Here is a 4474-nt window from a genome sequence, read left to right on the forward strand (position 1 = left end):
CAGGCTGCTGAAAAGCTACCAGCGGCGGGCGGCGAAGGCTGATTCATCGCCGCGATGGAAGCGTATCTCGCCGGTGATGGTGCCATCGGCCTCAAGTTGGGCATCGCCGTCGCCGCTGGCTTGGTCCATCTCGTCGCTGCCCTCCCAGGTGAAGTGGATGCTTTCGCCGCCGGGGTGGCCGTCGATCTCGCCCTGGACCACACCGAAAGCGAATTCACCGCCGCCGTCCGCGTCGAACCGGATGTATCCAGGCCCGAGGAGGTCGATGAACGCGGCGTCCCAGAGATCCATGCTGGTGATCCGCCACTTGCCGAGTAGCGGGTGTGCCTTGCCGGTCATGACGGAGCGGCTCCGAGGAGCTTCGGCAATCTGACGAGGTTGTAGGCGGCCATGGCGAAGGTGAACTGCCAGTCGATCTTGGCGAGGCCACGGTGCCGTGCCTTGCGCAACCCGGCCACCGTCTTGGCCCAGCCGAACGCTTCCTCGATGCGCTTCCTGATCCGCTGGCTGATGGCATAGCCGGGATGGCGGGTGGTGCGGCCGTCGATCGCTGAGCGCCGCCCGCTGGTGTTCTGTGCCAGGTGCGGGGTGACGTTGATCTCGCGGAGTTCAGCCACGAAGTCGCGCGTGTCGAAGCCCTTGTCACCGCCCAACGTGACCTTCTGCGGACGGTCGGCATGTGGTTCCATCAGGTGCAGCGCCGCCAGCCGCTCGGCATGGCCAGAGGCGCGTGTTGCAAGCGCACCGACGATCAGGCCGTTGCGGTTCTCCATCAGCGCATGGCCCATGAAGCAGAGCTTCGCCTCCTTGCCCGGCCCCTTGCGGTAGAGCTGCGAATCGGGATCGGTGGTGGAGGCATGGGTGTCGTTGCTGCGCTTCTGGCCGCGGAAGTTCTGCTCGCCATTGCGCCCGGCATCTGGCGGCGGCCCGGAGCCATCCTTCGGCCGGAAGCTCTTGGTGCTGGCCCACGCTTCCAGGAGCGTGCCATCGACCGAGAAGTGCTCGGTAGAGAGCAACTTCCGGACCTTCGGCTGCGCCAGCACACTGGCCAGGAACCGCGACGCGACCTCGCCCGCCAGCAACCGGTCGCGGTTCTTGGTGAAGGTTGTGGCATCCCAGACCGGATCGTCCACGCCGAGGCCGACAAACCAGCGAAACAGCAGATCGAAGTCGATCCGCTCGACCAGTTGCCGCTCCGAGCGGATCGAGAAGAATGCCTGCAGCAGCAGGGCGCGCAGCAAACGCTCGGGCGCAATGGAATCCCGCCCCGTCGGCGGGTAGAGCGCGTCGAATTCGCCCGACATCTCGCACAGTGCCGCGTTGACGATGCCGCGGATCACACGAAGCGGATGGTCCGGGCCAACCCGGCGCTCCAGGTCCACGTAGCTGAACAGCGATCCCCTGACCTCGTCCTTGCCACGCATCGCCGCCCCTGAAGCCCAGCCACAGCAGCGAATCACGTCCAAAGCCGACTAGCCAGCCCGAATTTCAGCAGCCTGTTAGGCGCGGCGCCGGCCCTGCGGCTGAATCGTCACGCACTCGACGGCACCTGGGCTCGCGAGGCCGCGGCGCTGGTGCTCCGCTCGCCCCGCGGCTGTCCGGCCCTTGCGAAAGCATGGGTCTGGACAACACGGCAAATGGTCGGTGTCAGAACGCCGCGGCGCGCGATCCAAACGCCCCGCCCGACTCAGACCGACGCTGTGACCGCGAACTCGGTCATCATCCCCGAGGCGAGGTGCGGCATGTGGTGACAATGCAGCATCCAGCGCGCGGCTTCGCCCGCATCGAGGGCGACCTCGACCATCGACATCGGCGGCACATGAACCGTGTCGCGCAGCGCACCGGCAACGCGTCGCCCCTTCAACCCGACGACCTGGAACACATGTCCATGCAGATGCATTGGGTGGGCCATCATCGACATGTTGTGGAACGACAGCACGACGCGCTCGCCGCTGCGCGCGGTGATCGGTTGGTGCTGGCCCCAGACGGCCCCGTTGATTGTCCAGACGTAGGGCTGCATCGAGCCGCCCAGCATCAGCATGTGGCTGCGGTCAACGGGCCGGTCTGGCAGCGGATCGAGACCGATGAGGCGCGCTTCCTGCGCAAGATCGGTGTCGAAGGCAGGCGCTTCAGTGTCCGCAACAGCCTCAAGGCGCCGCACTTCGGCACCCAGCGTGGACAGGATCAAACCGGTCTGCTCGCGTGCCCCTTCGCGCAGCGCGAGGATCGGCCAGGCACCGACTTCGCTCGGCAGGTCGATTTCGATGTCCAGCCGCTGACCCATAGCCAAGCCAAACCGCGTGCCCGGGAGAGGCCGGATGGCATGGCCATCCACCGCAACGAGTCTGGCCCGGGCCGCCCCGGTCTCGATCCAGAACACCGTCGCCGCGGCGGCGTTGATCACGCGCAAGCGGATGCGTCCGCCGCGCTCGACCTGGACAATTTCGGGGTCCGATAGGGTCCGGTCATTGGCGAGATAGGCGTCCCACTCATAATCGTTCAGATCCATGGCCATGCCGCCCATTCCCGGCATGTTGCGCATCTGCATGCCGCCCCTCGCGCCATGATCCATGCCCTGCATCGCGCTCATGCCGCCCATGCGCATGCCCTGCGTGGGCGGTGCATCTGCACCTGCGCCATGTCCTGCGCCGTGGCCGCCGCCAAGGCCACCGCTGATCTCGGCCAGAACCTCCTCGGGCGACTTGAAGGAGAAATCATGCAGGAACATGACAACCTCCTGCCGGTCGGCAGCGAGATCCTGCTGCGTGCGAACGATCAGCGGCGCCGCGAGCAACTGCATCTCCTGGATCGGCACATGGCTGTGCATCCAGTGGGTGCCCGGTCGGGCATCGAAATCGTAGGATCGGGTCTCTCCCGGCGCGAGAACGGGCATCGGTATGTCTGGCACGCCGTCCTGCGCGTTGGGTGGGATCTGGCCGTGCCAGTGGATGATCGTTCCAACGTCGAGGTCGTTGGTCAGATCGACCCTGAATCTTTTGCCGGGATCGAAGACAAGGCCCTGGCCGCCGGGACCGGCGAGGCCGAAGACGGTGGCCGCGCGACCGTTAATATCGAGCGTGCGGGTTGCGGCGGACAGAGTGATCGGGGCCACCGTCTGCGCGAACGTAAGACGGGGCATCTGTGCAGCAGCAATGGCGGCAGCACTTGCGGCGAGAATGCCGCGTCGCGAAAGGGTGTTCATGGTCGTCTCCTCGGAACATCACGTCCCGTTCATCAATGCCGATGGGACGCCGCGGGCGTCGGCCCGGGCGTGATCACCGCAGCTCAGCGGCGAAAAAGGCCAGATGTCCCTCAATCCGGCGGAAGGGCTGCATCGAAGCGGTCGCCATCCGGCTCTGCATCATCTGCTGCATCATGCGGCCCATGTCGCCGCCCATCATCCCGGCACCCGGGCCTGCCATGCCAGGACCTGGCGCGCCGTGCTGCGCTGGCGGCGTCGCTGGCTGCGGAGCGCCGGTGGGCGCTCCGGGATGGTGGGGATCGGTCGATGGACCAGCAGGGGCTGGCGCTTGCGCGAGCGCCGTCCCAGCCACCCCGAGCGCCAGAATGGCTCCCGTTGTGAAACTGCTGAGCTTCCTCATGATCCTGTCCTCTTCCGTTTTTGGGCAGCCGTGTCGTCAGACGCACGAGAGCCAGTTGAGTGCGCGCAGGGCGCTGCATGACGTCGGCCCAGCGCGTCACCGCGTAGGTGTACGCGCCAAGAAGGCACGCAATTCGATGATCTCCCGCTCCTGCTCGCGGATCACGGCTTCGGCCAGTCGGCGCATCGCCGCATCCCGTCCGTGCGCCAACTGAATGCGAGCCATCGCGATCGCACCCTCATGATGCGGGATCATGGAGGCCGCGAAATCGCGGTCCGCATCGCCCGTGAAAGTGATGGCCATGTCGCGGTGCATCTTCTCGTTCGCAGCCAGGAAGGCGACGGTCGAGGGGGACTAAGTGCCCGCTGCGCCCAGCTGCTGCGCGGTCGGCGCGTGCTGCATTCCGGGCATGTGGCCAGGCGCCATCGGCATTTGGCCGTGCATCATCGTGCCGTCCGGCATGGGATGCCCTGGAGAAATGCCTTGCGATACGGCGTAGCCGAGGCCAGCGCCGAGAAACAGGCCGGCAGCGAGAGACAGAATGAGGGATTTGCGAGGCATCAGATGACTTCCTTCCTTTAAACGATTTGCATCATCAAGTCGGTGCATGTCTCCGGCGTCACACCGGCATGACAAACATGGCTGTGCGGGATCAGGCGGCGATGCGCTCGGCCTGCCAGCCCGCATCACGCAGCGCCTGCTCTAGCAGGCTGCGGAAAAAGCGCTCTCCACCCGCAGGGGGGAGAGGGTTGGGTGAGGGGGAGGCGTGAAGGTTGTGTACGCGTTCAGACGCTTGCACGTCCTACTCACCCAGCCCTCTCCCCCATGAGAAGTGGGGGCGAGGGCTTTTTCGGCGAATTTCCGCAGCCTGC

The 4474-nt window shown here is 65.9% G+C and carries 6 protein-coding genes; all 6 read right to left on the reverse strand.

Annotated elements, in window-relative coordinates; genetic code table 11:
- Positions 1–15 precede the first annotated feature (15 nt).
- Complete coding sequence (locus tag ACFHPP_RS30485) at positions 16–339, reverse strand: hypothetical protein (RefSeq protein ID WP_437166988.1); 324 nt, start codon at positions 337–339, stop codon at positions 16–18.
- Entirely contained in the window at positions 336–1424 is a 1089-nt protein-coding gene (locus tag ACFHPP_RS30490; RefSeq protein ID WP_437166989.1) for an IS5 family transposase, read from the reverse strand. Before ACFHPP_RS30490 ends, ACFHPP_RS30485 begins: the two co-directional genes overlap by 4 nt.
- Positions 1425–1687: 263 nt before the next feature.
- Positions 1688–3202, reverse strand: coding sequence for a multicopper oxidase family protein (locus tag ACFHPP_RS30495; protein ID WP_437166990.1), 1515 nt, complete (start codon positions 3200–3202; stop codon positions 1688–1690).
- A gap of 73 nt (positions 3203–3275) precedes the next feature.
- Complete coding sequence (locus tag ACFHPP_RS30500; RefSeq protein WP_437166991.1) at positions 3276–3401, reverse strand: hypothetical protein; 126 nt, start codon at positions 3399–3401, stop codon at positions 3276–3278.
- A gap of 297 nt (positions 3402–3698) precedes the next feature.
- Positions 3699–3935 (reverse strand): CopM family metallochaperone, encoded by a 237-nt coding sequence (gene copM, locus ACFHPP_RS30505; protein WP_437166993.1) that lies wholly within the window; start codon positions 3933–3935, stop codon positions 3699–3701.
- 21 nt (positions 3936–3956) lie between these two features.
- Entirely contained in the window at positions 3957–4163 is a 207-nt protein-coding gene (locus tag ACFHPP_RS30510) for a hypothetical protein (protein WP_437166992.1), read from the reverse strand.
- Positions 4164–4474 lie beyond the last annotated feature (311 nt).

It is taken from the genome of Falsiroseomonas sp. E2-1-a20 (assembly GCF_051433195.1).
Lineage (GTDB): Bacteria > Pseudomonadota > Alphaproteobacteria > Acetobacterales > Acetobacteraceae > Falsiroseomonas.